23 protein-coding genes are annotated in these 24,097 nt (G+C 45.6%); 9 read left to right on the top strand and 14 right to left on the bottom strand.

The window, feature by feature from the left end:
* Positions 1 to 299: 299 nt before the first annotated feature.
* The 4 genes from ACFO4O_RS09220 to ACFO4O_RS09205 all read right to left on the bottom strand — a co-directional run bounded on the left by ACFO4O_RS09220 (position 300) and on the right by ACFO4O_RS09205 (position 2,988).
* Entirely contained in the window at positions 300 to 740 is a 441-nt protein-coding gene (locus ACFO4O_RS09220) for a DUF4426 domain-containing protein (RefSeq protein ID WP_382407659.1), read from the bottom strand.
* Between the two features lie 70 nt (positions 741 to 810).
* Positions 811 to 1,356, bottom strand: coding sequence for a YggT family protein (locus ACFO4O_RS09215; RefSeq protein WP_382407657.1), 546 nt, complete (start codon positions 1,354 to 1,356; stop codon positions 811 to 813).
* A 15-nt stretch (positions 1,357 to 1,371) separates the two neighbouring features.
* Positions 1,372 to 2,193, bottom strand: coding sequence for a pyrroline-5-carboxylate reductase (proC, locus tag ACFO4O_RS09210; protein WP_382407655.1), 822 nt, complete (start codon positions 2,191 to 2,193; stop codon positions 1,372 to 1,374).
* Between the two features lie 69 nt (positions 2,194 to 2,262).
* A complete protein-coding gene (locus ACFO4O_RS09205) occupies positions 2,263 to 2,988 on the bottom strand; it encodes a YggS family pyridoxal phosphate-dependent enzyme (RefSeq protein ID WP_382407653.1) in 726 nt (241 codons plus the stop codon).
* Positions 2,989 to 3,029: 41 nt separating this feature from the next.
* Here ACFO4O_RS09205 and ACFO4O_RS09200 point away from each other — a divergent pair, with 41 nt between their 5' ends.
* From ACFO4O_RS09200 to ACFO4O_RS09190, 3 genes are all read left to right on the top strand, one after another.
* Positions 3,030 to 4,061 carry a type IV pilus twitching motility protein PilT gene (locus ACFO4O_RS09200; protein ID WP_382407651.1) on the top strand — a complete coding sequence of 344 codons (1,032 nt, stop codon included), beginning with the start codon at positions 3,030 to 3,032 and terminating at the stop codon, positions 4,059 to 4,061.
* Positions 4,062 to 4,089: 28 nt separating this feature from the next.
* Positions 4,090 to 5,208, top strand: coding sequence for a PilT/PilU family type 4a pilus ATPase (locus ACFO4O_RS09195; protein ID WP_465253832.1), 1,119 nt, complete (start codon positions 4,090 to 4,092; stop codon positions 5,206 to 5,208).
* Positions 5,209 to 5,289: 81 nt separating this feature from the next.
* On the top strand, positions 5,290 to 5,613 hold the full coding sequence (locus tag ACFO4O_RS09190) for a putative signal transducing protein (protein WP_382407649.1): 324 nt from the start codon (positions 5,290 to 5,292) through the stop codon (positions 5,611 to 5,613).
* Here ACFO4O_RS09190 and ruvX read toward each other — a convergent pair.
* The 5 genes from ruvX to ACFO4O_RS09165 form a co-directional block, all read right to left on the bottom strand.
* A complete protein-coding gene (gene ruvX, locus ACFO4O_RS09185; protein WP_382407647.1) occupies positions 5,600 to 6,025 on the bottom strand; it encodes a Holliday junction resolvase RuvX in 426 nt (141 codons plus the stop codon). The two genes, ACFO4O_RS09190 and ruvX, sit on opposite strands and share 14 nt — an antisense overlap.
* 1 nt (position 6,026) lies before the next feature.
* A complete protein-coding gene (locus ACFO4O_RS09180; RefSeq protein ID WP_382408297.1) occupies positions 6,027 to 6,593 on the bottom strand; it encodes a YqgE/AlgH family protein in 567 nt (188 codons plus the stop codon).
* 24 nt (positions 6,594 to 6,617) lie between these two features.
* A complete protein-coding gene (gene gshB, locus ACFO4O_RS09175) occupies positions 6,618 to 7,565 on the bottom strand; it encodes a glutathione synthase (protein WP_382407645.1) in 948 nt (315 codons plus the stop codon).
* Positions 7,566 to 7,644: 79 nt separating this feature from the next.
* Positions 7,645 to 8,373 carry a 16S rRNA (uracil(1498)-N(3))-methyltransferase gene (locus ACFO4O_RS09170; RefSeq protein ID WP_382407643.1) on the bottom strand — a complete coding sequence of 243 codons (729 nt, stop codon included), beginning with the start codon at positions 8,371 to 8,373 and terminating at the stop codon, positions 7,645 to 7,647.
* Between the two features lie 119 nt (positions 8,374 to 8,492).
* The gene (locus ACFO4O_RS09165; RefSeq protein WP_382407641.1) at positions 8,493 to 8,717 is read right to left on the bottom strand and encodes a hypothetical protein; all 225 of its coding nucleotides are present in this window, start codon (positions 8,715 to 8,717) and stop codon (positions 8,493 to 8,495) included.
* Positions 8,718 to 8,951: 234 nt separating this feature from the next.
* Between ACFO4O_RS09165 and ACFO4O_RS09160 the strand changes: the two genes are divergently transcribed.
* Positions 8,952 to 9,779, top strand: coding sequence for a mechanosensitive ion channel family protein (locus ACFO4O_RS09160; RefSeq protein WP_382407639.1), 828 nt, complete (start codon positions 8,952 to 8,954; stop codon positions 9,777 to 9,779).
* Positions 9,780 to 9,865: 86 nt separating this feature from the next.
* Here ACFO4O_RS09160 and ACFO4O_RS09155 read toward each other — a convergent pair whose 3' ends face one another.
* Both ACFO4O_RS09155 and metK read right to left on the bottom strand, forming a co-directional pair.
* Positions 9,866 to 10,681 carry a M48 family metallopeptidase gene (locus ACFO4O_RS09155; protein ID WP_382407637.1) on the bottom strand — a complete coding sequence of 272 codons (816 nt, stop codon included), beginning with the start codon at positions 10,679 to 10,681 and terminating at the stop codon, positions 9,866 to 9,868.
* Positions 10,682 to 10,745: 64 nt separating this feature from the next.
* Positions 10,746 to 11,897, bottom strand: coding sequence for a methionine adenosyltransferase (gene metK / locus ACFO4O_RS09150; RefSeq protein ID WP_382407635.1), 1,152 nt, complete (start codon positions 11,895 to 11,897; stop codon positions 10,746 to 10,748).
* Between the two features lie 435 nt (positions 11,898 to 12,332).
* On the opposite strand from metK, the gene tkt reads away from it, so the two are divergent.
* Genes tkt through ACFO4O_RS09130 form a run of 4 tightly spaced genes read left to right on the top strand, consistent with a single transcriptional unit; the run spans position 12,333 to position 17,601 of the window.
* A complete protein-coding gene (gene tkt, locus ACFO4O_RS09145; protein ID WP_382407633.1) occupies positions 12,333 to 14,324 on the top strand; it encodes a transketolase in 1,992 nt (663 codons plus the stop codon).
* Positions 14,325 to 14,345: 21 nt separating this feature from the next.
* Entirely contained in the window at positions 14,346 to 15,458 is a 1,113-nt protein-coding gene (locus ACFO4O_RS09140; protein WP_382407631.1) for a glyceraldehyde 3-phosphate dehydrogenase NAD-binding domain-containing protein, read from the top strand.
* A 9-nt stretch (positions 15,459 to 15,467) separates the two neighbouring features.
* Positions 15,468 to 16,643, top strand: coding sequence for a phosphoglycerate kinase (locus ACFO4O_RS09135; RefSeq protein ID WP_382407629.1), 1,176 nt, complete (start codon positions 15,468 to 15,470; stop codon positions 16,641 to 16,643).
* Positions 16,644 to 16,701: 58 nt separating this feature from the next.
* A complete protein-coding gene (locus ACFO4O_RS09130) occupies positions 16,702 to 17,601 on the top strand; it encodes a fructose bisphosphate aldolase (RefSeq protein WP_382407627.1) in 900 nt (299 codons plus the stop codon).
* A gap of 38 nt (positions 17,602 to 17,639) precedes the next feature.
* Here the strand turns inward: ACFO4O_RS09130 and ACFO4O_RS09125 are convergent, their stop codons facing one another.
* Genes ACFO4O_RS09125 through ACFO4O_RS09115 form a run of 3 tightly spaced genes read right to left on the bottom strand, consistent with a single transcriptional unit; the run spans position 17,640 to position 21,814 of the window.
* Complete coding sequence (locus tag ACFO4O_RS09125) at positions 17,640 to 19,166, bottom strand: Ppx/GppA phosphatase family protein (protein ID WP_382407625.1); 1,527 nt, start codon at positions 19,164 to 19,166, stop codon at positions 17,640 to 17,642.
* Complete coding sequence (gene ppk1, locus ACFO4O_RS09120; RefSeq protein WP_382407623.1) at positions 19,167 to 21,236, bottom strand: polyphosphate kinase 1; 2,070 nt, start codon at positions 21,234 to 21,236, stop codon at positions 19,167 to 19,169.
* Positions 21,237 to 21,250: 14 nt separating this feature from the next.
* Positions 21,251 to 21,814, bottom strand: a complete 564-nt coding sequence (locus tag ACFO4O_RS09115; RefSeq protein WP_382407621.1) for a glycine cleavage system transcriptional repressor — start codon at positions 21,812 to 21,814, stop codon at positions 21,251 to 21,253.
* 17 nt (positions 21,815 to 21,831) lie between these two features.
* Between ACFO4O_RS09115 and ACFO4O_RS09110 the strand changes: the two genes are divergently transcribed.
* On the top strand, positions 21,832 to 24,090 hold the full coding sequence (locus ACFO4O_RS09110; protein WP_382407619.1) for an ABC transporter permease subunit: 2,259 nt from the start codon (positions 21,832 to 21,834) through the stop codon (positions 24,088 to 24,090).
* The last annotated feature ends 7 nt before the right edge of the window (positions 24,091 to 24,097 follow it).

The following is a 24,097-nucleotide window of genomic DNA, read 5'->3' as shown; positions in this document are numbered from 1 at the left end:
TATCAAGCCGCTACGGTTTACTATGAAACGTGCATTGAAAATACAACATACCCATCACTCCTGGGCAACTTGTCTAGAAATTGATACTAATGGATATATGTCGCCCGTACAAGTTTAGTCGTTGTATAAGCTGCCGAGAATAGGTTTGCATTACGCCACCACATCTTTGATGTTATGGACGAACCCAGCGCTGCGGCCAGTCTAGCTCAAGGCTGATGCGAGTGAATAAGTGGTGCATATTAAAGAGCCGCGCTATTTCAATATAAGATGCCACTATAAGATGCCGCCATAAGTTGCGGCTATTCTTCATACATTTTCTGCTGAAATTTTAACTCTTGGCTTACGTTGCCTTGCTTTAAATTTATGGTAAAGCGCAGTACTTCTTTGTCGTCAAAGCTTACCGTCGACAGATGATAAATTGCTTCACCTTCTTTGACTGTTGTGAATTCGAGGACTTTGTTGCTACCAAGAAGATTTCTAGCGTTGCCGCTTACATCGATGTCTAAGGCTTCTTTTGTCGCAGCATCGAGTACTGAGATATTGATGACGGCGCGAGTCTGCGAACGCGTAATATTGTTAGCGCTTGCCACCTCAGGACTTAAAAATGTACTCGGAAACGCAATGTAGTGCACTTCCCAGTCTCCCAGTATCTTCTTTTGCTCAGCGTGCGTTGATACGCTCACTAAACTAAGCAGCACTAACACAAGGCCTGATGCTGCGCTTATAAATCTATGTGGCATACTTGTCTCCAGTAATCTTTGTGTTGAAGCGTTCTAAAGCGATATTGCAAGGCACGCATTGCCCGCAGGCTTAAATGCCAGGTCCGAAAAAATCGCCAATAAGAATACGCACAAATTGCAACGCTAAAATGGCGATGAGTACCGATAGGTCAAGCCCACCCATAGGAGGGATTACCTTGCGGATAGGTGCTAAAAAAGGCTCAGTTAACTGCATCATGACCAGTTCCATTGGGTTGTTGCCTTGGCTAACCCAGCTTAAAATCGCCCGAATAATTAAAATCCAAAACATCAGGCTAAGAATCTGACTCACAACAATGGCTAAACTAGTCACAATTAGAGGCACTATTGGCACTAAGCCGGAGCTGAATATCATGCTCAAGGTCACTACTTTTATGCCGGCAACCAAGAGCGCAAACACCAGCGTTGCGGTATCTAAAGAGCCAATTGACGGGATGAGTCGACGCAAAGGCCCCACTACAGGCTGCGTAGCTTTAACCACAAATTGACTAAAAGGATTGTAGAAATCGGCTCTGACTAACTGCAGCCATAAACGCAAAATAATAATCATTAAGTAAAGATTAAATAGGGTATCAATAAGAAAAAATGTGGCGTTCATGTAAGAGTGCTTCCGTTAAAATTCTTTAGACATTTGCTCAGCGCGCGTTACGGCGGCCTGCATCGCTTTAGCTAATATGTGTGCTAGTTTGTCATTTTGCAAGCTCTCCACAGCTTTGGCTGTTGTGCCACCTTTTGACATCACGTTTTCGCGCAGGGTCTGAATAGGCGTGTCGGGATTTGCTTTTATCATGTGAGCACTCCCGAGCATGGCTTGCTGTACAAGTTTGCGCGCGTCAGATGCGTCCATTCCCATATTGATTGCCTCTTCTTGCATTGACTGCGCAATCAAGAAAAAGTAGGCGGGTGAACTGCCTGCTGCTGCAATCACCGTATTAATAGCATCCTCGTTCTTTACGATTAATGTCTCGCCCACATGGTTCATCATAAAGGCCACAAACTTTGCATCATCGTCACTTACTTTGGCGCTTGCGTACACGCCGCTCATGCCATAACCGAGAGAGGAGGGCGTGTTGGGCATCACTCTTACTACTTGAGAGTGTCCGTTAAGCATTTCGCACAAACGCTCACTCGTAATGCCCGCCGCGATTGAAACCACGAGCTTACCGCTCAGGTGTGTGTCTTTTAAAAAATCGCTGCATACCTGCGCCATCAATTGTGGCTTTACAGATAAAACGATAAGGTCGGCAAAATCAATAGCATCAGCATTATTTTGTGTAATGTGGATACCTAATGTCTCTTGCAGCGCAGTTAATTTACCCTGACTGGGGTTACTGGCCATGATATTTTCAGCCGGATATTGATTGGCAACTAAGCCTTCTACAATTGAACGCGTCATATTACCTGCGCCGATAAAGCTAATTTTTCGTGGGGTCATGAGACTCCTTATACTGTTGCTATACTGTTACTAAACAATGATATATGATTGTTTTGCTTTGCATTATTGCTACTGCGGTACTTTATTTTGAACACTGGCTGTGCGTGCACCAAAAATAGCGGTTCCTACCCGAACCATCGTGCTTCCGTGTTCAATAGCGACATTCATATCATTGCTCATTCCCATTGATAGGGTATCAAAATCTGAAAACTGCTGCTGGCATTGTTTAAAAAGTGCCTGCATGTGTGCAAAGCTCGCCCGCTGTTCGTCAAGCTTGTTAGTGGCTTTGGGGATGGCCATAATACCGCGCAGGCGAATGCGCGGCAGGCTTGATATTTGTGTTGCTAATTCGATGAGTTCGTCAGGCATAACGCCAGCTTTATTAGGCTCTTTGTCTATATTGACTTGTATGCAGATATTCAGAGGAGCTTGATACGGACCTCTTTGGTCACTCAGGCGTTTGGCAATTTTAAAACGGTCAACGCTGTGCATCCAATCAAAGTATTCGGCAACAAATTTACTCTTGTTTGATTGCAAAGGGCCGATAAAGTGCCAAACGATGTCTGAATATTGCGCAAGAGCCTGTATCTTTTCGACCGACTCTTGCACGTAATTTTCACCGAAGTCGCGGTGTCCGGTTTTATACGCGAGCAAGATATCAGATACGGGTTTGGTTTTACTTACCGCTAATAAATGAATATCGTTAGCGTTACGAGCACATTTTTCAGCCGCTACAGCGATGGATGCACGAATGTGTTGAATATTTTCAGCAATATCTACAGTGTCTGCTGTCATCGTGTTTTATAATGCCTCTTATATGCAATGGAGAAAAAGTTTTGGATATAAACGAATTACTTGCCTTTGGTGTTCAAAATGGCGCCTCAGATTTACATTTGACCTCAGGCCTTCCGCCAATTATTCGTGTAGATGGTGAGATGCGTCGCTTAAACGTTGACCCTCTCGCCCACAAAGATGTGCACACCCTCATATATGACATCATGAATGACCGTCAACGTAAAGAATACGAAGAAAACTTGGAAGTGGACTTTTCTTTTGAAATTCCAGAGCTATCTCGCTTTAGGGTAAATGCGTTTAATCAAAATCGCGGCGCTGCTGCGGTATTACGAACGATTCCAAGCAAAGTACTCACCCTAGACGAACTTGGTGCGCCTGATATTTTCAAGAAAATTATCAATCAACCGACCGGTATTATTCTGGTAACAGGAGCCACCGGTTCGGGAAAAAGTACTACGCTTGCTGCTATGGTCGATTACATAAACGCGCACAAACGTGAGCACATACTTACAATTGAAGACCCAATAGAATTTGTACATAAAGATAAGCTTTGCGTGATAAATCAGCGGGAAGTTCACCGCGACACTCATAGCTTTAATGCCGCTCTGAGAAGCGCCCTTCGTGAAGACCCAGACGTTATCTTGGTGGGTGAATTACGTGACCTTGAAACTATTCGTTTGGCAATATCTGCGGCAGAAACCGGTCACTTAGTGTTTGGTACTCTGCATACGAACTCTGCGCCAAAAACTATCGACCGTATCATTGATGTGTTTCCTGCGGCCGAGAAGTCGATGATCCGCTCAATGCTGTCTGAGTCTCTGCGCGCAGTTATTTCTCAAACCTTACTGAAAAAAGTAGGTGGCGGTCGTGTAGCTGCCCACGAAATCATGCTGGGCATTCCTGCTATCCGTAATTTAATTCGTGAAGACAAAGTGCCACAGATGTATTCTGTTATACAAACCGGACAAGCGCACGGTATGCAAACAATGGATCAATGTTTGCAAAAGTTAGTGGCACAAGGTGTCATTACGCAGCAAGATGCAGCGGCTAAGTCGATAGACAAAAACACCTAAATGTAATTGGAAAGATAGAGAACACGCTATGATGACATTAGATGAATGCTTAAAAGAGATGGTGACGCGCAATGCTTCCGATTTATTTGTAACTGCGGGCATGCCCATCAGTGTAAAAGTAAACGGAAAATTGCAGCCCATTGCAGAGCATAGGCTCTCTAAAGAAGATGCACTATCGCTTGTGCATCAGTCGATGAATGAAGAGCAAAAAGACGATTTTAAGCATGAAAAAGAATGTAACTTTGCTGTTAGTTTGTTTGATGTAGGGCGTTTTCGCTGCTCTGCGTTTTGGCAGCGTGATGCCGCTGGCATGGTGGTTAGGCGCATAGTGATGGAAATTCCAAAGGCAAGCTCTCTGGGCCTTCCGCCTATCTTAAACGACATTATCATGGCCAAAAAAGGCTTGGTGCTGTTTGTGGGCGGCACTGGTACAGGTAAGTCAACGTCGCTTGCTGCGCTCATTGGGCACAGAAACGAAAATTCTCATGGCCATATTCTTACCATTGAAGACCCCATTGAATTTTTGCATTCGCACCGCAACTGCATAGTGACGCAGCGCGAAGTTGGAATTGACACCCTGTCGTTTGACGAAGCCTTGAAAAGCTCGCTTCGACAAGCGCCCGACGTGATCCTCATTGGTGAAATACGCTCTATGGAAACCATGGAGTATGCCATGTCGTTTGCCGACACCGGGCACCTTTGTGTGGCGACACTGCATGCTAATAATGCCAACCAAGCCATTGAGCGTATCATGCATTTAGCTCCTCGCGAGCTGCATGATAAATTGCGTTACGATTTGAGTATGAATATTCGCGCTATTGTTGCACAACAGCTAGTGCCTACTATCGACGGAAAAGGCCGCGTAGCAGCCATCGAGATTTTACTTAACTCTCCCCTTATCTCTGATTTGATTCAACGAAATGAGATGGGCTCATTGAAAGAGGCCATGATGAAGGGGCGCGAGCTGGGTATGCAGACCTTTGATATGGCGCTTTACGACTTGTATAAACAAGGCCGCATTAATGAAGAGCAAGCGCTGCACCATGCTGATTCGCCAAACGACCTGCGACTAATGATTAAACTTGATAGTAAGTCATTTGGTAGTCCGCTTGGCTCGCTGAGCAATGTGTCGTTCGACCTAGACTAATGCCAATAGTTAGACTACGTTGACAGTTGACTGATACAACGAGATGCTTGCAGGCTCGGATGATGCGAAAATTGAGGCGTGATGAAGCGATTTTATAAAGATTTTGACCAATTCAGAGTGCGACAAGTCTACAGCTTGCTAAGTGATGCAGGCATTCCGTGTACTATCAAAAACGAATTTATTCAGGGGGCTAGCGGCGAGATACCTCATCACGAAGCTCTCCCTGAAATATGGTTACTTGACGCCCAATGGGAAGCTAAAGCAAATGCTTTGCTCAAAGAATTTGAGCAGGACATTGCGGCCGAAGACGTTGCAAAGGTCGATTGGACCTGCAGTGAATGCGCGCAAGTTAACGAGCCACAGTTTAGAATTTGTTGGCAGTGCGAGCGCCCTAGGCTTGTGTAGGCTCGCTTAACCAACTTTCGTAAATTAATACCGCAGAGACGCTGTCGATTTTTTCTTTGCTTAGCTTTTTATACCCGCCAAATTCAAATAAGCGCGCTTTTGCTTCAACCGTAGTTAATCGCTCGTCTTGGTAGTGCACCATTACATTATATTTATGGGCGAGACGTCGGCCAAACTTTCTGGCGTTTGCGGTAATTGGCTGCTCGGTTCCGTCCATATTAAGTGGAAGCCCAACAATCAGTGCATTAGCTTGCCATTGAGATATGAGCGATTCAATCAGCGACCAATCAGGTATTCCATCTCGTGCCTTTAAGGCAGGCAGTGGGGAAGCGGTTTGCGTAATGCTTTGACCTACTGCTACGCCAATGCTTTTCATGCCAAAGTCAAAGGCCAAGACGGTTTGCATTCTCATATCAAGCGTGACCTGCTTGTTGCGTGAGCTGCCATACGTCTACACCGAGACGATTTACCGCAGCCTGCCACTTTTTGTGAATCGGTGTTTCAAACATTATCTCGTTGTCGGCTTCAAGTGTGAGCCATGCATTGTCATGTAGCTCTTGCTCAAGTTGACCTGGACTCCAGCCAGCATATCCAAGGGCAATAATGGAATGGTTCGGGCCTTTGTCGTTGCCTAACACCGACACTATATCTTTTGAGGTGGTAACCATTATTTCAGAGCTTAAAGCCAAGCTAGAAGCCCATCCGGCTTGGGTACTGTGCAACACAAACCCTCTGTCTGGGTTTACTGGCCCACCGCAGACCACGATTTTGTCGAGTTTATCGTCTTCAATATGCGCTTGTTTGTCGGTTTGTTCGATAAGCTCTTTAAAGCTCATGCGCGACGGTTGATTAATCACAATTCCCATCGCGCCCTCATCATTATGTTCAAGAATGTAGGTCACAGAGCGAGAAAAATACTGGTCATCTAGCGCCGGCATGGCAATGAGAAAATGATTTTGTAAGCTTGTAATTTGCTTAATATCAGCCACGGTAGTTATTTACTCCTAAAGACGTTTCTCAATGGCATCAAACAGCTTGCCGCATATATTTATCGGGTAAGCCGCTTCAATCTCTCGCACGCATGTGGGTGAGGTAATATTGATTTCTGTTACTTTGTTGCCAATCATATCTAAACCTACAAATAAAATACCGCGGTCAGGCATGTCTTTGGCAATGGCTGCAGCGACCTTCATGTCTTCGTCATTTACTTGCTGCGGCTCACCTGAGCCACCCGCCGCGAGATTGCCGCGAGTCTCGTTAGCCGCCGGTAATCGCGCCAAGCAATATGGGATAACTTCACAATCGACGAGCAATATGCGTTTATCGCCTTGTTTAATTTCAGGCATATAGCGCTGCACCATGGCGTGCTTTTTACCATTATCAGTGAGCACTTCACTTATTACGCCCAGATTTGTGCCGTCTTCGCTTACTCTGAATATTGAAGTGCCGCCCATGCCGTCGAGGGGCTTGCAAATAATATCTTTGTGCTTGGCATGAAAGGCTTTAAAGTCGGATTTTTTGGTGGTGACCAAGGTGTCTGGTATAAACTGGGGATAGAGGGCCGTAAACAGCTTTTCGTTGAAATCGCGCAGCGCCTGAGGTTTGTTTACCACTAGCGCGCCTGCCTTTTCTGCCAGCTCCAATATGTGCGTTGCGTACAAAAACTCACTGTCGAAGGGTGGGTCTTTGCGCATTAATATCACGCTCATGTCGCCCAAGGTAATTTCTTGTTCGCTAAGCACTTCGTAATATTGCGCTTGCTTGTCGGTAACCCGAATGGATTTTGAAGATGCCAACGCAAGGCCGTTGTCGATACTCATATCTTTTTGCTCAACATAATGAATCTCATAGCCACGTCGTTGTGCCTCGAGCATCATTGCAAAACTCGTATCTTTTTTAATGTTGATAGCGCTTATTGGGTCCATGACCACCGCTAGTTTTTTTACCGCCATGTGTCAGTCTCTGCTACGTTACCGCAGTCTACTAATGAGTTATAAAATACAGTGTGGTGCTTTACTGTCAAAATACAAGTTAAAGGTCGCCATGCGTTGCTTGTAAAATAGAAATACTCGCAAGTGCGGCGGTTTCAGTGCGTAATATTCTTGGCCCAAGATTAACCGGCGTGTATGCAACCTGGGAGGCTGTATAAACCTCTTGCTCTGAAAATCCGCCTTCTGGCCCAACTAGCAAGATATATCCATTCGGCTCGCGCCCCACACCCGACAAATAGCTTTCGCTACCGGGCGCTAATATCAATTTTTTCTTTTTCGACTGTTGCCCAACAAATTGACTGAAGCTAAGGGTTGGGTGAAGCACAGGTAGACGGTTACGCTGGCATTGCTCGCAAGCAGAAATAATAATTTTTTGCCACTGCTCGTGCTTCTTTAGCCAGCGTTCCTCGCTCAGCTTTACGTTGCAATATTCAGTAATCACTGGAGTTATCTCGGTTACTCCAAGCTCTACTGATTTTTGTAGGGCAAAATCCATGCGATCACCCTTCGAGACGCCTTGAGCAAGGTGAAGGCTGAGAGGTGACTCTACATGCAAGCTGATTTGTGCATCGACTAACACACTCGTATGCTTTTTGTGACCGTGCACGATTTGAGAAGGGTAATCAGCACCGTCGCCGTTAAATAAAATAAGGGGTGCGCCTTCCTTTAGCCTCAGCACAGTAACGATATAATGAGACAAGGTACTATCGAGAGTAATTTCTGCATCTGCCTGTAGCGGCTGATCAGCGAAAAATCGTGGTATGCGCATGAGTGTCAAGTGAAGTGAAACAGGCGAGGATTATGTCAAACAAACACGGTGCCTGTCGAGCAGACTGAGTTACTTTTAGTAGATAAGATAAAGGTAATGAGGAATAAAAAAACGGAGGCTTAAGCCGCCTCCGTTTTATTGTTTTTAATACTATAGTTCACATTGTAAGATTGTGAAATGGGGTCTTTACGAGCCCCAGACATGACATCATTTATGTTTGTTGGTTGACTCTGATTTTTCCGTGCATGTACGGTATTTTTACCACGCGCTTCTGTAAGAGAAAACGCAAAAAGGCCCAGCACTACTAAAAATAACATCGTCAATATAATTACAGAGGATTCCATACTCTTTTCGCTCCGTGTTTCCACTGATTGAAATTTATACACCCATCATATTCGCTTTGCAAGCAAATGTGTTGCAATTTTGCTACACATTTCGTAAGTCTGTGTATTTTTTACAAAAATTTATTGCTAATTGTTATTTGTAATTGCTAGATTGGGGTATATCCATTTGAGGAGGCGTAGTGTAATTCAACTCAATGGGTATTCCTAAACATTTTACACAAAGGAAATGTCACTATGTTCGATTTAAGCACAGATGACGCAACTAAATATTTAGACGCGTACATCATTCCATTTGCGATAAATTTAGTCGTCGCAATCATAATATTTGTTATTGGTAAAATTGTAGTCAATATTCTTGTTAACTTAGTCGGTAAGCTTCTTGAGCGTGCTAAGTACGACGAAATGCTAGTTAGCTTTATTAAGAGTATTGTTAAAGCGATCTTAATGTTGTTTGTTATTATTGCAGCGCTTGGTGAACTCGGGGTTGATACAACGTCCTTGATTGCCATTTTAGGTGCAGCTGGTTTAGCAATTGGCTTGTCTCTTCAAGGTTCTTTGCAAAACTTCGCAGCTGGTGTCATGTTGCTGGTATTCAAGCCTTTCAAGGCCGGTAACTTTATTGATGCAGGCGGTGCCATGGGCACGGTTAAAAGCATTGGTATTTTCACGACAATCATGAATACACCAGATAACAAAGAAATTATTGTGCCTAATGGCAGTATTTACGGCGGTAACATAACAAACTTCTCTGCAAAAGATACGCGCCGAGTAGATATGGTGTTTGGTATTGGCTATGGCGATGACCTTAAAAAAGCCAAAGCAGTACTCACTGAAATGGTGGGTGCTGACGAGCGTATTCTTAAAGAGCCTGCTCCTCAGGTGGCAGTATCTGAGCTGGGTGACAGCAGCGTGAACTTTGTTGTTCGACCTTGGGTTAATGCCGCAGATTACTGGGGCGTGATGTTCGACTTTACTGAAGAAGTGAAAATGCGCTTTGACAAAGAAGGTATTTCTATTCCATTCCCACAAATGGATGTGCACGTGCACAAAGATGCCGAATAAACGTTTATTCGCAGTTTAAAACAAAAAACCAGTGCCTCGGCACTGGTTTTTTTTGATATGGCGAAAAGCTTGCAAAAATTGCGCGCCTATCCACAGTTCGGTTTGTTTTTTACTTTATTATATGTGGCCAAGGCATTTGGCATATTCGCGTTTAGATTGTTGATGCGCGTCTCAGGTGCCGGGTGAGTCGACATTATTTCCAAAGGGCGCTGTCCTGAACTTGCTGCGTTCATGTTTTTCCAAAGATCAACTGATTGGCGAGGGTCAAAACCCGCCTTTGACATTAAATCTAAGCCAATAATGTCTGCCTCGCTCTCGTGTGCGCGGCTAAACGGAAGCGCAACGCCTACCTGCACACCTAAACCGAGAGCTGACATAATAGCAGGTGTTTGCTGTACATCATTCGCTTTGAGCGCTTGGTTTACGACCTCTTGGCTCACGCCGATAAGTGTAGAGTGGCTCATACGCTCATTCCCGTGTTGAGCGAGCACATGACCTACTTCATGGCCAATCACCGCTGCCACTTGGTGCTGATTCTTAGCCACCTCTAAAAGGCCCGTATATACGCCAATTTTTTTACCGGGTAGGGCGAACGCGTTAACCTGCTCAGACTCAAATACAACCACTTCCCAAGCGTCAACATCAGCGTTGTCACCTAGTTGGCGAATTATGTTGTCGGCAATACACTGAACAAACTCATTGGTCACGGGCTTATTTGAGATGGGTGTTTGTTGTTTCATGCCGGCAAAAGCCTGAACACCCGACTGCGCTAACTGCTCATCAGAATACAGAAGTACTTGGCTTCTTCCGGTAGGGGAGGTGGTACAAGCGCTGAGTACACTGACGACAAAACCAAGCGCAACAAGCGCTCCACTTCTTTTACTTACTAGCGTATTGCTCATATTGTTAAACCTCGATTAGTACCTGCTTTGTATAATTATTATAATGCAACATTTTAACGCAGCATTATAGCGCTGCATCATCGCGCAATACAGAGGCCTTATCGGTTTGTTCCCATGGAAACTCTTCACGGCCGAAGTGACCGTAGGCAGCCGTTGGCAGGTAAATCGGGCGCTCCAAGTCTAGCATTTGAATAAGCCCATAAGGACGCAAGTCGAAGTGGCGCTTAACCAATTCAATAAGGGCCTGCTCGCTAATTTTGCCGGTACCAAAGGTGTCGATATTAATAGAGGTGGGTTCTACAACGCCAATTGCGTAAGACACTTGAATTTCACAGCGCTCGGCTAAGCCTGCCGCTACAATGTTTTTGGCGACATAGCGGCCCGCATATGCGGCACTGCGGTCAACTTTGGATGGGTCTTTGCCCGAAAAGGCGCCGCCGCCGTGACGAGCCATACCGCCGTAGGTATCTACAATTATCTTTCTTCCGGTGAGGCCGCAATCGCCCATCGGGCCGCCTATTACGAATCTTCCAGTGGGATTAATATGAAACTTAGTGTTTGCGGTCAACCACTGTGCCGGTAATACAGGCTTTATGATCTCTTCCATCACCGCTTCGCGAATGGTGGCATTGTTTACACTATCGCAATGCTGAGTAGACAGCACCACAGCGTCAATGGCTACAGGCCTATTGTTTTCATATACAAATGTGACCTGTGATTTTGCGTCCGGGCGTAACCATGGCAATTGACCATTTTTACGCAGCTTAGCTTGTTGCTGTACCAATCGATGCGAATAGGTGATGGGAGCGGGCATCAGCACGTCGGTTTCGTTGCTAGCATAGCCAAACATAAGACCTTGGTCTCCAGCACCTTGCTCTTCGGGGGATGCACGGTCTACCCCTTGATTGATGTCAGACGATTGTTTTCCGATGGCGTTTAGTACCGCACACGACTCACCGTCAAAGCCCATATCCGAATGGGTATAGCCGATATTTTTCACGGTTGTGCGGGTAAGCTCTTCAATGTCTACCCATGCGCTGGTGTTGATTTCACCGCCCACTAAGACCATGCCGGTTTTTACAAATGTCTCACACGCTACGCGTGCTTTTGGATCTTCTTTTAAAATAGCGTCGAGTACTGCATCTGAAATTTGGTCGGCAATTTTATCTGGGTGACCTTCTGAAACTGACTCTGAAGTGAATAAGCGTGAAGTCATTTAGTATCCTGTTTAACAAAATGATATTGAATATTAATAAGTATGAAAGGTTAAGCCGTGTTGTACTGCGCCAGTCTTATGATATGCGACCGCGCCGTACCTTTACTTAGTATCCGCAGATATTACGCAGATATTACTTAGTATCGGCAGATATGACCTTTGTATGCGCGTAAGTATAGTATATTTCCGTCTAGACGTCTAAAAGTCTATTTGAATTATCCATATTTACTGAGCGGATGTTCGCTTTGGATCATAAAAACTTATGATGACGATGGGTCGATTGCGGATTCATTGTGCAGATAAAAGCCTAAACATTGAGTAAAAAAAACAAATCAAAAGTGTTAATTAATGATTGAAGTGCTCTACACCCTGCGCCACAATGCGTAGTCTTAAATGAGGCATAACGCCCAATTTGGTATATTTAAAGGAGATTACATGTCATCACGTCGCGAACTCGCTAATGCTATTCGAGCCCTCAGTATGGATGCAGTACAACAAGCAAAATCAGGACATCCTGGCGCACCGATGGGAATGGCTGACATCGCTCAAGTATTATGGTGCGATTTTTTAGCGCACAATCCTAAAAATCCAAACTGGGCTAACCGCGACCGTTTTGTATTATCTAACGGTCATGGCTCAATGTTACTTTATTCATTGCTCCACCTCACAGGCTACGAATTGCCCATTGAAGAATTAAAACAGTTTCGTCAACTTCACTCGAAAACGCCGGGCCACCCTGAATATGGGTATGCGCCGGGTGTAGAAACGACTACCGGTCCATTAGGTCAAGGCATTTCTAATGCCGTGGGTATGGCACTCGCCGAAAAAGTACTAGCAGCTCAGTTTAACCGCGACGACTTTGATATTGTTAATCACTTTACCTACGCATTTTTAGGCGATGGCTGCATGATGGAAGGCATTTCTCATGAGACTTGCTCGTTGGCCGGCACGCTGGGTTTAGGGAAGTTAATTGCATTTTGGGATGACAACGGCATCTCGATTGATGGAGAAGTAGAAGGTTGGTTTAGCGACGATACACCAAAGCGTTTTGAGGCTTATGGTTGGCACGTTATTTCTGGCGTAGATGGTCACGACCCTGCACAAATCGCTGCCGCGGTCGAAAAGGCTCAAGGCCAAACCGACAAACCTACGCTGATTTGCTGCAAAACCACCATCGGTTTTGGGTCACCAAACAAGCAAGGTAAAGAAGAAAGCCACGGCGCGCCCTTAGGTGATGACGAAATTGCGCTCACGCGTGAGGCACTTGGTTGGTCTCATGCTCCTTTTGATATTCCCGCCGACATCTATTCAGCTTGGAACGCAGCAGACAAGGGCAGCGAATTAGAATCAGCATGGAACGAAAAATTCTCGAAATATCAACAGGCTCATCCGGAGCTAGCACAAGAGTTTATTCGTCGTAAAACCAATGTGTTGCCAAGCAATTGGCATAAAGACGTAACAAAGTATATCAATGCTCTGCAAGACAACCCACAAGATATTGCGACCCGCAAAGCGTCGCAAAATACATTAAATGCATACGGTCCTATGTTACCAGAACTGTTAGGCGGCTCTGCTGACTTAGCCGGTTCGAACCTCACTATTTGGAAAGGTTGTAAGGGCGTGAGCGCTGATGATGCCAGCGGCAACTACATTTATTACGGCGTGCGTGAATTTGGTATGTCTGCGATGATGAACGGCATCACGCTGTATGGCGGTTTCAAAGCCTATGGCGCAACCTTCTTGATGTTTATGGAATACGCTCGAAACGCAGTGCGTATGGCTGCGATCATGAAGCAGCCGGCGATTTTTGTGTACACCCATGACTCGATTGGCTTGGGCGAAGATGGTCCTACCCATCAACCGGTAGAGCAACTTGTGGCGCTTCGTAGTACCCCTAACTTAGATAACTGGCGTCCATGCGATCAAGTTGAATCGGCAATTGCATGGAAAGCCGCAATTGAGCGTACCGATGGTCCTACTACGCTTATATTTACTCGACAAGGCTTACCGCAGCAAGCGCGTAATCCTCAGCAGTTGACCGATGCAGAGCGCGGTGGCTATGTACTGGTCGATAGTGAAAACACCCCTGAGATCATTTTGATTGCAACCGGGTCTGAGGTGCATCTAGCCGTTGAGGCAGCTCAGCAATTGAGCGCTCAAGGCAAAGCTGTGCGCGTTGTGTCTATGCCGTGTACGGATGTGTTTGATAGACAGTCTGCGAGCTATAAAGAATCGGTATTACCTGCTAACATAAGCAAACGTGTTGCAGTTGAGGCCTTGTCAAAAGACAGCTGGTATAAGTACGTAGGGCTAAATGGCGCAGTAGTGGGCATGGACACCTTTGGTGAATCTGCGCCAGCGGGCGATTTATTTAAGCACTTTAACATTACCACTGAGGCCGTTGTACAAGCTGCATTAGATTTATAGGCTAATGTAAAGGAAGAAAACGTGCTTCGTATAGGCATAAACGGGTTTGGCCGTATTGGACGCAGTGTTGTACGTGCCATATACGAAAACGGGTTCCAAGAAAGCATTCAGGTAGCGGCTATTAATGAAGTCGCCGCGCCTGAAGCTATGGCCCACTTGCTCCAGTACGACAGTACCCACGGGCGCTTCGCCCATAAAGTCACGCATATTAAATCGGGTAGTTTGAATACGATTCAGATTACTCCACCACGCGGTAGGGGGATTGTTCATCCTAGCCGCGAATCTTTAAGCGGCCAACAGTCTAAAATACCCACCAAAGACGATACGATTGCCTTGCTGCACGAAGCCGACTTAAACAAGCTTGATTGGGCGGCTCATAACGTCGATATCGTGCTTGAGTGCACCGGCATTTATTCTACTGCTGACGATGCAAGAACGCACATGAGCCGCGGTGCTAAAAAAGTGCTCTTTTCACAGCCCTGCGGACAGGACATGGAAATCACTGTGATTTACGGCGTAAATCATCAAGCGGTGTTAGCTGAACATAAGATTGTGTCAAATGGTTCTTGCACCACCAACTGTATCGTTCCGGTAATTCAAGCTCTTGATAATGCATTTGGTGTTGAAAGTGGCACCATAACAACCATTCATTCATCGATGCACGACCAGCAGGTGATTGATGCTTATCATCCTGATTTGCGCCGCACGCGCGCAGCTAGCCAATCAATCATCCCGGTAGATACCAAATTGGCTGCAGGCATTGAGCGTATTTTGCCCCACTTTGCGGGGAAATTTGAAGCGATTGCCGTGCGGGTACCGACCATTAATGTAACCGCTATGGATTTGAGCGTAACCCTACGCGAAAAGGTGAAAGTGGCTCAAGTAAATAAAGTACTTGCGAATGCTTCGGCACATTTTCCGCCTAATATTATTGATTACACCGAAGAGCCGCTGGTGTCGGTGGATTTTAATCACGACCCTCATTCGTGCATAGTAGACGGGACGCAAACCCGCGTGAGTCACATGCAGTTGGTCAAAACACTTGTATGGTGCGATAACGAATGGGGCTTTGCTAACCGCATGATTGATACCGCCCTGCACATGCATTCGGTCGGATACGACCCAAAACTCTAGGAGACAAAAATGCCTATTACCGCGATGACAGATTGCGACTTAAGCAACAAACGCGTATTGATTCGACAAGATTTAAATGTGCCGCTAAAGCACGGCAGTATTACCTCCGATGCCCGCTTAAAAGCCTCGATCCCAACGATAGAACAGGCACTTAAGCAAGGCGCGGCGGTGTTAGTAATGTCACACCTTGGGCGTCCTAGCGAAGGTCAACAGGATGCTGAGTTTTCACTTAAACCGATTGCCGATTACTTAGCGCAGCATTTGAACGCCAAAGTAAATTTTGTGACGCACTATCTAGATACCACAGAGGTGCCTGCGCCAGTGGGCGAGGTAACGTTGCTTGAGAACGTACGCTATAACAAAGGCGAAAAAGCAAACGATGAGACCCTTGCCAAACAATACGCTAGCCTTTGCGATGTATTTGTTATGGACGCGTTTGGCACCGCCCATCGAGCGCAAGCCAGCACCCACGGCGTAGCAAAGTTTGCCAATCAAGCCGTGGCAGGCCCCTTGCTCGACGCTGAACTCAAAGCATTATCAAAAGCCTTAGATAACCCAAAGCGCCCGTTGGTAGCTATTGTGGGCGGCTCAAAAGTTTCAACCAAGCTAACGGTGCTATCGGCACTCGCCAATAAAGTGGACCAACTTATTGTAGGCGGCGGAATTGCCAACACCTTTATTGCCGCCCAAGGGCATGGTGTAGGCAAGTCTTTAGTTGAAGAAAGTTTAACCGATGAGGCAAAACGCTTAACTGACTTAGCAAAAGCTAATGGTGGAGAGATTCCCATTCCCACCGATGTGGTGGTAGGGAAAGAGTTTAGCGAAAGCGCGCAAGCCAGCATAAAACCGGTCGCACAAGTCGAGAGTGACGACATGATTTTTGATATTGGCCCAGATACCGCTCAATATCTTGCCAATATATTGAAAAATGCGGGCACGATTGTGTGGAATGGGCCAGTTGGTGTATTTGAATTTGATCAGTTTGGTGAGGGTACTAAGGCTATCGGGCAAGCGATTGCTGACAGTGAGGCATTTTCTATTGCTGGCGGTGGCGATACCTTAGCGGCCGTCGATAAGTACGGCATTGCCGAAAAGGTATCGTATATTTCGACGGGCGGTGGGGCATTTTTAGAATTTTTAGAAGGAAAAGAGCTTCCGGCTGTGGCAATATTGAATCGCGACTAAATAATCAGCAAGGCGCAAAAGCCTTCTATATCCAAATGAAGATGAGGACAAACGGAAAATGACCACGCAAGCACAACAAGATATGTTAGCAAAGGTAAAGCAAGAAGTAGGGTTTATTGCAGCGTTAGACCAAAGCGGCGGCAGCACGCCCAAGGCGCTTAAGCTTTACGGGGTTGAAGAGAATGAATACAGCAATGACGAAGAAATGTTTGCTTGTGTTCATGCTATGCGCTCACGCATCGTGACAAGCCCTGCCTTTGACGGCAAGCGAGTACTCGGCGCTATTTTGTTTGAAAATACGCTTGATAGAGATATTGAAGGTAAATCGAGTGCGCGATTCTTGTGGCAAGATAAACACGTTGTCCCGTTTTTAAAAGTAGATAAAGGCCTAGCGGATGAAAAAGACGGCGCTCAAGTGATGAAAGAAATGCCCGAGCTTGACGCGCTTTTAGCAAAAGCCAATGCACAAGATGTGTTTGGCACCAAAATGCGTTCAGTGGTAAAACTTGCTAATGCAGACGGCATTAAAGCTGTGGTTGAACAGCAGTTTGCGGTAGGTAAGCAAATTATTGCAGCAGGTTTAGTGCCGATTGTTGAGCCTGAGGTTGATATTAATAGTCCAGAGAAAGCAGAGGCAGAGGCACTGCTTCGTAGCGAGATTCTGCGTCATCTAGATGCACTCGCGCCCGACGAGCTGGTCATGCTAAAGCTGACCCTGCCTGAGCAAGCTAACTTTTATCAGCCCTTAATTGAGCATGCAAACGTGCTCCGTGTAGTGGCCTTATCGGGGGGCTACGTCAGAGATGTGGCAAATCAGCGTTTGAGTGAAAACAACGGCATGATTGCGAGTTTTTCGCGTGCATTAACCGAAGGCTTGAATGCTAAACAGTCTGATGATGAATTCGATAGTACGCTCGATGCCACTATTCAAGGCATTTACGACGCGTCTGCTACCTAAGTCTTTAGTACGCCTGGCACTCGGCTTCAGCATCGCTTTTATTCTATAAGCAATGTAATGCCGAGTGTCTTTAAATATTTGGTTTCTTTGTTCAAATCGGCTTGTAACAAACGATTGTTCTCAAGAACCTTGTCGCTAAAGCACAGCGTGAGCATATCGTCTTGCGTGCTGCACTCAATAGCGCTCTGAAACGCAACTTGGCGATTTACGTTCAGTAAAATACCGAGACGCAGGATGGTAAGCATCCTAGCAATACATGTTTCGGTATATTCAATACTCACCGGAAAATCCTCTTTTACTATCTTCTTTCGATGAAAGCGCACCATCGCACTCATCACGCGCTGCTGGTCTTGGTTAAACCCCGGTAAATCTGAATTAGAGAGTATGTAGCTTGAATGTTTTTGTATGCCTCTGGAATTCACTTGAAGACCGATTTCATGAAGCAAAGATGTCCACCCAATCATAAAACGAAACTTTGCCTCTTCGAGCTGCCAGCCCTTCTTAACCTGATTGTAAATAGACATACTGGTTTTTAATACTTTGTGGGCATACTGCGTATCCACGTCGTACCGTGTTGCAAGGCTTTGTGCGGTGCGCACGCGCACATTTTGAGAGGTCTGCTGACCCTGTAGCTCTCTTAGAACACCCTCCCTTAACGCAAACTGCGATATTTCAACCTCTTTAAGCTTAAGCGACTGGAATATGGCAAGCATAATACACAGCCCCGCGGCAAATACCGGCTTTCGGTCTTCGGTCAGACCTTGAAAGTCGAGCGCATCAGCACTGCCTTTTTCGATGCAGCGAGCAACTAACAGCTGTAAGTCATGTTGATTAAACGGATGGAATTGCTCACTGTCGTTAGGTTGCGCAACTAGGGCAATTGCTTTAGCGGTGCCTGAACTTGCCACGCTATACTGCCAGTTAAACTCGCGTAAGTTGGCACACGCTAACTCTAAATCCTGCTCAGCAGCGGTGATGGCTTTTTCTACTGCAGAGCGCGTGATTTTTCCGTCTGCAAAAAAACGTTTTTGATAGCTAACGCATCCCATTTGTACGCTTTTACAAAGCTGCGGTGCGCTACTTTTGCCAACCGCAAACTCTGTAGAGCCGCCGCCGATGTCTATGATTAGGCGACTTCCTTCGTTATTGGTGTTTGATGCGATACCTACGTAAATGAGACGGGCCTCTTCGGCACCTGAGATAATCTCTATGGGAAACGGAAATACTTTGCGAGCGCGTCGTAAAAATGTGTTGGCATTTTTAGCGCGTCTTAGCGTGTGCGTGGCAACCACGCGTATAGCGTCAGGCGTAACGCCAGAAAGGCTTTCCATCATGCTTTCAAGCGTTGCAATGCCCCTGTCCATGGCTTCATCTGACAAGCAAGACTTTTCATCGAGGCCATCGGCTAATCTCACCTTATGCTTCACTCGATTCACAACTTGCACTGCATCGGCAACAACCCGAGCGATAACTAGGTGAAAGCTATTAGAGCCAATATCTAGTGCGGCTATCGTTTCGGTTGTTCTTTGTTCAGTATTATCAAAAATTTGATATAGGTTTTGCAATTAGTTGGCCTCTTTGGCGGCTAAGTATTCATGTATCTGAATCTGCGAGCGTAGCTTTTTTCGATTGCCGCGTTTGACGTATGCATTCACTTGGTCTTTATCAATCACGCGGGCTTTCAGGGTGTCTTGAAACTGTAACTCCAACAAATCAATGATCATTTGCCGTGCATCGGCGTCGTTAACCGGACAACCCACTTCAATGCGATAGTCCATGTTACGCGTCATCCAGTCTGCAGATGAGATATATATTTTGCGGTCGCCGCCATTCTCGAACACCATTATCCTTGGGTGCTCTAGGAAGCGGTCTACGATACTTATCAGTTCTATATTTTCGCTCATGCCGCTGACACCGGGAATTAAAGCACACATCCCACGAATGATACCGCGTATTTTAACGCCTGACTGAGAGGCTCGATATAGGTCATCTATGAGCTCGGGGTCAACGAGATTATTAATCTTAAAGGTGATTTGCGCGAAGTGTCCTTCGGTAGAGCGCTGAATCTCTTGGCGTATGAGAGACTGGATTTTGCTGCGCGCATTAATTGGCGAAACCTGAAGCTGATTAAACCGCACCTTTTTATACGGATTTTGTATCATCTCTATGACCTGGATTGCCTCAAAAGCAAGCTCTTGGTCACAGGTAAACAAGGATAAGTCAGTATAAATTTTGGCGGTTTTTTCATTGAAATTACCCGTGCCAAAATGTGTGTAGTGCTTAAGTTGCCCGCGCTCCTCTCGACTTACAATACACAGCTTGCTGTGGATTTTTACACTGGGGTTACCCAATACAACTTTGATTCCAGCATCGGTCATGCGCTTTGACCATGCGATGTTGTTCTCTTCATCAAACCGAGCTCGCAGCTCTACAACCACGGTTACTTTTTTGCCATTGTCTACCGCATCAACCAACGAGCTTATTATGCGTGATTGCGAGGCCACACGATAAATATTCAACCTGATATGTTTTACCTGCGGATCGAAGGCCGCTTGGCGCACAAATTCAGTAAAATGCAGAAAATCATGATAAGGGTAGTAGAGCAGTATGTCTTGCTTTGCGATGGCGTCAAACACCGTATCATGCTCGCTAAACATTTTGCTCCGAAGCTTGGGCAGCGGAGAATGCTCAAGGTAGGAGCGGCCAACATTTGGAAAGCCAATAAAGTCTTTAAAGTTACGATAATGCCCAGCGCTTTGAATGGTGTCTATGTTTGATATTCTTAAACGCTTACGTAGGTCATTGATCATTTCATCAGGCATGCCCTTGTCGTGAATAATGCGCACGGGTTCAGCAATCAAGCGCTGCTTCATACTTTCTGACATCTTGTCTACATAGCTTTCATCTATCTCATCATTAATCGAATACTCGGCATCACGGGTAATTTTAAATGAGTAAGCTTCGGCCGTTTCAAAGCGTACAAAGCCTTTAAATATCTCTTCAACGCAAAGTTTGATTACGTCGTCGAGCAAGATGATTTGTTTCTTTTTTCGCGTGCCTTGAGGCGGCAACACCACAAAGCGACTGGTTTGGTTGGTCGGGATTTCAACAACTGCATATTTAGTATTGCGACCCGGACGATACAGCGCAACATCAAGATAGACTGAGCTGTCGTTTAAACGCTGTATGAGCTGCACTTTGTTATCAAGCAATATCGGGGCAATGTGAAGCAGCACATTATTGCGAAAATAATGCTTAACCCAATCAATTTGTTTCTCTTCGAGCTGTTGATAATTCAAAATATGAATGTTGTATCGCTTGAGCTCTTTGGTCACGGTTTTGTGAATGCTATCAAACTTAGCTGACAATACTTTTACTCGCTGCTGCACTTCTTGTAACAGCGAAATAAGCTCATCTGCGGTGTTCATATCACCGTCGTTTTGAGAAATAGTAATCAGGCGCTTTACGTCTGCCACTCGCACCCGATAAAATTCATCTAAGTTATTGCTATAAATGCCCAAAAAGCGAAAACGCTCAATTAATGGAGTGTTAGTATCGGCGGCTTCTTGCAGCACTCTCTCATTGAATGAAAGCCAACTAAGCTCTTTTGGAAAATATAAATTTTTACTCGCCACTGGCGTTAACCCTGTTATTTAAATTCTACAACTAAATCGTCGGTGATTTGCTCTAAAGCTTCTTTGACGTCGTCTATATCGGTGCTGTTGCTGCAGGCTAGCGTCATGTCAGCCGTAAAAATAGGGCTTCCCCAATTTGGTGCGCTCTCGCACTGGGTGCTCATTTCTTTAATGCTTACGTCTAAGTTACTTAAGCTATGGCTGATATCATTTACAATGCCTTGACGGTCATTACCGGTGACTAAAATGTCAAACTCTTGAGCCTGCTCACCTGGCTCGATAGTGGCCGGTAGCAGGGTAATTTGTAAATTAGACAAAGTGTGGCAGGCTTCAATAAGGGTGTTGTGATTATCTTGGGGCAACATAATTTCTACGAAGCCTGCAAAGTGCCCAGATAGATGACAAAAACTGCTTTTTAGCCAGTTACCATTTGCGCGCTCGACACAGGCCGCAATCTGGCGAATTAAACCAGGCTTGTCTTTTCCGATAACCGTCAATACCATTGCTTGCATATTCATTACCTTTTTATTTGATTCATCTATCATTATCGCAAACAATATTGCATGCTTATGAATCATAAATCAAAACTGACCCTATGCAACCAAATCCGCAAGAGCGCACAAATAAAAAACGACTCCGCGTAGACGCTTTTGCCAGCAAAGTCGTGACGCTGTTTGGTTTAACTGTGCTTGCGATGTTTATGTTGTTGATTTTGCATATATTAAAAAATGCTTTTCCGCTTCTGCAAACCCCTACACTGAGCTTAAAACAAGACTACTTTTTGAGCGTGCCATCGTCACTGCGCTCAATTCAGCAGATGGGAGATGAAGTCGTCGGTTTATCGTTTTCTCAATGCAAAGTGGTCTTGTATGCGCTTGCGCCATTTTCAAATGGTGCTAATCCCAGTCTTATCAATGCCTATTCAGAGGGCATGCAAGAGCAAGCAAGCTTTAATCACAGTTGTGGCGCTGCCTTCATCGATATGCCCGGCGATACCGATTACCTTGCTGATTACGCTATGTTGCGTGAAGACGGCCTCGTTGAGCTGTATAGCATCAACAATTTAAGTGGAGCGCTTGAACGCAATTTACGCGCATCGTTTAATCTGCCCATTGATAAGTTCGCAAATTCTATGGATGCTGTGAAGTCTCTATCGTGGCAAATGCATCGCTATAACAACAATATTGTGCTGCAGGCGAGCGACCCTCAAGGTAAGCATGTTGTGATATGGCATAGCTTAAATCGCTTGGTTGAACCTGAGGTTTTGCTTATTGAAGACGCCGACTATATAAAGGTGTTGCCTAGGTTTGCTCAAGTACTTGTTGTAAACGATGGAGCATACAGCTTACGAGATAAGGCAGGCGAAATACTGCAAACACTGCCGAAAGTCCAAGCAAATACGCGAGGCGAAGAAGGTGCGTCTCCAGCTAATACAGCCAAGCCGATTATTTTGCTGTCTCCCAGTCAGCGCACCGTCTACATTTGGTCTGAGCAAAATGGTGCGCGTCTTTGGCGCTCAAGCAATATCGACGGACGCTTTTTGCTATCTGAGGTCTCCCCCATTGAGGATGCAGAAGATGCGGCAATACTCGAGTGGGCCTTTGACCGCCAAACCATGGTGGCGATTGCGCGCACGGCAGACGATTCGTTGCGTATTTTTAACAGTGCAACAAATGAAGTGGTTAATCAGCATAGTCTTGTAAGGTCTGAGAGTGCAAGTTCTGAGCATGCAAGCTCTGCGCAAAAAATGCATTGGCACAATCAAGCCCTATATGTTGTTTATGAAGACAAGCTGAGCGTTTATCAGCTTAAAAACCCTGCAGGCATTACAACGTGGAAAAGCCTTTTTGAACAGGTGCAGTACTCGGGGTATCAAAGTGCCCAGTATATTTGGCAAACCAGTCAATCTGCCGAATTTGCCCAAGCTAAGTATTCACTCATCCCCTTAATTATCGGTAGCTTAAAAGCCGCCGTGTTAGCTTTGTTTGTTGCCATTCCCTTGTCTTTAGGTGCCGCTATTTACACGGCTTATTTTGCGTCTGCTAGGGTGCGCAGTCGAGTTAAACCCAGTATCGAAATGATTGAGGCCATTCCGTCAGTCATTATCGGTTTTGTGGCGGCAGTTTGGTTGGCGCCGTTCGCTGAACGCTCTTTGTTTGCTTTATTGGCATTGGTGATTAGTCTGCCTTTTGTTATTTTCGCGCTAGCGGCACTGCACAGCTGGGTAAAGCAAACAGATATCTATCTTAAGATACAGCCTTTCTATTTAGTGATGAGCGCCAGCACGTTTTTGGTTTTAATGCTGGGCGTATTTCACGGGTTTACTGCATTACAAAGCGTTTTAGATAGCAGTGCGATGGGGTCATCTGATGGGATACTAAGTGACTTAACCTTAAGTAAAACCACCGTTGTGGTGGCGCTGGCGCTAGGCGTTGCGGTGGCGCCTACCATTTATTCGCTGGTTGATGATGCGCTTTATGAAGTGCCAGATGGCGTCAAACAGGCCGCTTTTGCCCTAGGCGCAACGGAGCTGCAGACTTTGTTAAAGGTTGTATTGGTGGTGGCCCTACCCAGTATAATTTCAGCAATTATGCTTGGTTTAGGCAGAGCATTTGGCGAGACTATGATTGTACTTATGGTAACTGGCAACACTCCCATTGCAGACTGGGACTTACTCTCAGGTTTGCGTTCACTTACGTCTAACCTCACGATAGAACTGCAAGAGTCGAGCAGCGCCACGGCGCACTATCATATTTTATTTCTAACAGCGGCTATTTTGTTTGCCTTCACCTTTTTTATCAATACAGTTGCCTCGTTAATGAAACAGCGTCTTCAAGGTGATAAGCGTGTTTAGCCGTGCT

This window comes from Glaciecola siphonariae (assembly GCF_042652645.1).
GTDB classification, from domain to species: domain Bacteria; phylum Pseudomonadota; class Gammaproteobacteria; order Enterobacterales; family Alteromonadaceae; genus Glaciecola; species Glaciecola siphonariae.
This window is presented reverse-complemented; position numbering and strand designations above follow the sequence as displayed.

Bases quoted from the DNA above. Each gene is read 5' to 3' on its own strand.
- metK (WP_382407635.1), bottom strand. From the start codon at position 11,897: ATGACTTCACGCTTATTCACTTCAGAGTCAGTTTCAGAAGGTCACCCA.
- tkt (WP_382407633.1), top strand. From the start codon at position 12,333: ATGTCATCACGTCGCGAACTCGCTAATGCTATTCGAGCCCTCAGTATG.
- ACFO4O_RS09165 (WP_382407641.1), bottom strand. From the start codon at position 8,717: ATGGAATCCTCTGTAATTATATTGACGATGTTATTTTTAGTAGTGCTG.
- ACFO4O_RS09205 (WP_382407653.1), bottom strand. From the start codon at position 2,988: ATGACAGCAGACACTGTAGATATTGCTGAAAATATTCAACACATTCGT.
- gshB (WP_382407645.1), bottom strand. From the start codon at position 7,565: ATGGCGGTAAAAAAACTAGCGGTGGTCATGGACCCAATAAGCGCTATC.
- ACFO4O_RS09130 (WP_382407627.1), top strand. From the start codon at position 16,702: ATGACCACGCAAGCACAACAAGATATGTTAGCAAAGGTAAAGCAAGAA.
- ACFO4O_RS09110 (WP_382407619.1), top strand. From the start codon at position 21,832: ATGCAACCAAATCCGCAAGAGCGCACAAATAAAAAACGACTCCGCGTA.
- proC (WP_382407655.1), bottom strand. From the start codon at position 2,193: ATGACCCCACGAAAAATTAGCTTTATCGGCGCAGGTAATATGACGCGT.
- ACFO4O_RS09115 (WP_382407621.1), bottom strand. From the start codon at position 21,814: ATGATTCATAAGCATGCAATATTGTTTGCGATAATGATAGATGAATCA.
- ACFO4O_RS09155 (WP_382407637.1), bottom strand. From the start codon at position 10,681: ATGAGCAATACGCTAGTAAGTAAAAGAAGTGGAGCGCTTGTTGCGCTT.
- ACFO4O_RS09160 (WP_382407639.1), top strand. From the start codon at position 8,952: ATGTTCGATTTAAGCACAGATGACGCAACTAAATATTTAGACGCGTAC.
- ruvX (WP_382407647.1), bottom strand. From the start codon at position 6,025: ATGAGAATGCAAACCGTCTTGGCCTTTGACTTTGGCATGAAAAGCATT.
- ACFO4O_RS09215 (WP_382407657.1), bottom strand. From the start codon at position 1,356: ATGAACGCCACATTTTTTCTTATTGATACCCTATTTAATCTTTACTTA.
- ACFO4O_RS09220 (WP_382407659.1), bottom strand. From the start codon at position 740: ATGCCACATAGATTTATAAGCGCAGCATCAGGCCTTGTGTTAGTGCTG.
- ACFO4O_RS09135 (WP_382407629.1), top strand. From the start codon at position 15,468: ATGCCTATTACCGCGATGACAGATTGCGACTTAAGCAACAAACGCGTA.
- ACFO4O_RS09195 (WP_465253832.1), top strand. From the start codon at position 4,090: ATGATGACATTAGATGAATGCTTAAAAGAGATGGTGACGCGCAATGCT.
- ACFO4O_RS09170 (WP_382407643.1), bottom strand. From the start codon at position 8,373: ATGCGCATACCACGATTTTTCGCTGATCAGCCGCTACAGGCAGATGCA.
- ACFO4O_RS09190 (WP_382407649.1), top strand. From the start codon at position 5,290: ATGAAGCGATTTTATAAAGATTTTGACCAATTCAGAGTGCGACAAGTC.